The 1,473-nt window shown below is 66.7% G+C and carries 2 protein-coding genes; both read left to right on the forward strand.

What is annotated here, in order from left to right; genetic code table 11:
* A partial coding sequence (ybgF, locus tag AC1DOC_RS33400; protein WP_478131537.1) for a tol-pal system protein YbgF occupies positions 1-510 on the forward strand: 510 nt, incomplete at its 5' end.
* A 67-nt stretch (positions 511-577) separates the two neighbouring features.
* Positions 578-1,372 (forward strand): tRNA threonylcarbamoyladenosine dehydratase, encoded by a 795-nt coding sequence (locus AC1DOC_RS33405; protein ID WP_012747802.1) that lies wholly within the window; start codon positions 578-580, stop codon positions 1,370-1,372.
* Positions 1,373-1,473: the final 101 nt, after the last annotated feature.

Genomic DNA, 1,473 nt, shown 5'->3' on the forward strand with positions numbered 1-1,473 from the left:
GTTGTAGCCGCTTTGCGGGTAGCGCTTGACGAATTCGGCAAACGCGGTTTGCGCCTGCGCGAACTGGCCCGCACGGAAGATGCCGAGCGCGGCGTCGAAGTCGGCCTTTTCCTTGGGATCGGCGGTGAACTCGCGGCCAAGGAAAAGGCCGACTTCGACGCCGCGCTCGGCATCTTCCGTGCGGGCCAGTTCGCGCAGGCGCAAACCGCGTTTGCCGAATTCGTCAAGCGCTACCCGCAAAGCGGCTACAACGCCTCGGCGCTGTTCTGGCTCGGCAATGCGCAGTACGCCACGCGCAACTACAACGAGGCCATCGCGAACTTCCGCTCCATGCTGTCGCTTGCGCCCGACCACGCCAAGGCTCCCGAGGCCGTGCTGTCGATCGCCAACTGCCAGATCGAGCTGAAGGACACGCGCGCCGCGCGCCGCACGCTGGAAGACCTGACCAAGGCCTATCCGCAATCCGAAGCCGCCCAGGCTGGCCGCGAGCGTCTCTCGCGCCTGCGCTAGCAACGGCGAAGCCCTCCGCTTGAGCGCAGCCATCCTTCCCGATGCGTCGATCGCTGCCGCAGGTGTCGTGACCGACACCGCGGCGCCCGACTTCGCGCGCCGCTTCGGCGGCCTCGAGCGGCTGTACGGCGTGGCCGGTGCCGCGCGCATCCGCAACGCCCACGTGCTCGTCGCCGGCATCGGCGGCGTGGGCTCGTGGGCGGTCGAGGCGCTGGCGCGCAGCGGCGTCGGGCGGCTCACGCTGATCGATCTCGACCACGTGTCGGAGTCGAACATCAACCGGCAGATCCACGCGCTCGATGCGACCGTGGGTCAGGCCAAGGTCGAGGCCATGCGCGACCGCATTGCGCAGATCAATCCCGGCTGCCAGGTGCTCGCGCTCGATGAGTTCGTCGAGCCGGGCAACTGGATGGCATTGCTCGATGCGGCGCAGGCGGCCAACGGGCCCGCGACGGCCGTGATAGACGCCTGCGACCAGGTCAAGGCCAAGCTCGCGATGGCCGCGTGGGCGCGCGCGTCGCGCAGCGCTTTCGTGACCGTGGGCGCGGCCGGCGGCAAGCGGCAGGCGCACAAGGTCGACATCGACGATCTCGCGCTCGTCACGCACGACCCGCTGCTGGCCCAGCTTCGCCAGCGCCTTCGCAAGGAGCATGGCGCTCCGCGCGAGGGCCGCAAGATCGGCGTGGCCTGCGTCTTCAGCCGCGAGAGCGTCGCACCGCCCGATGCCTCCTGCGCCATCGAAGAAGGCGACGGTTCGCTCAACTGCCATGGCTATGGTTCGGTGGTGAGCGTGACCGCGACATTCGGCCAATGTGCAGCAGGTTGGGTTCTCGACAAGATTGCGAGCAACGCCACGCTATAATCTTTGGCTTTGCCGGATTCAACACCGGTTAAGAAAAACCGAAAAAGAAGAAATTGGTTCCGGGACGTTAGCTCAGTTGGTAGAGCAGYKGACTTTTAATC

This window comes from Variovorax sp. 01T439_2 (assembly GCF_056398445.1).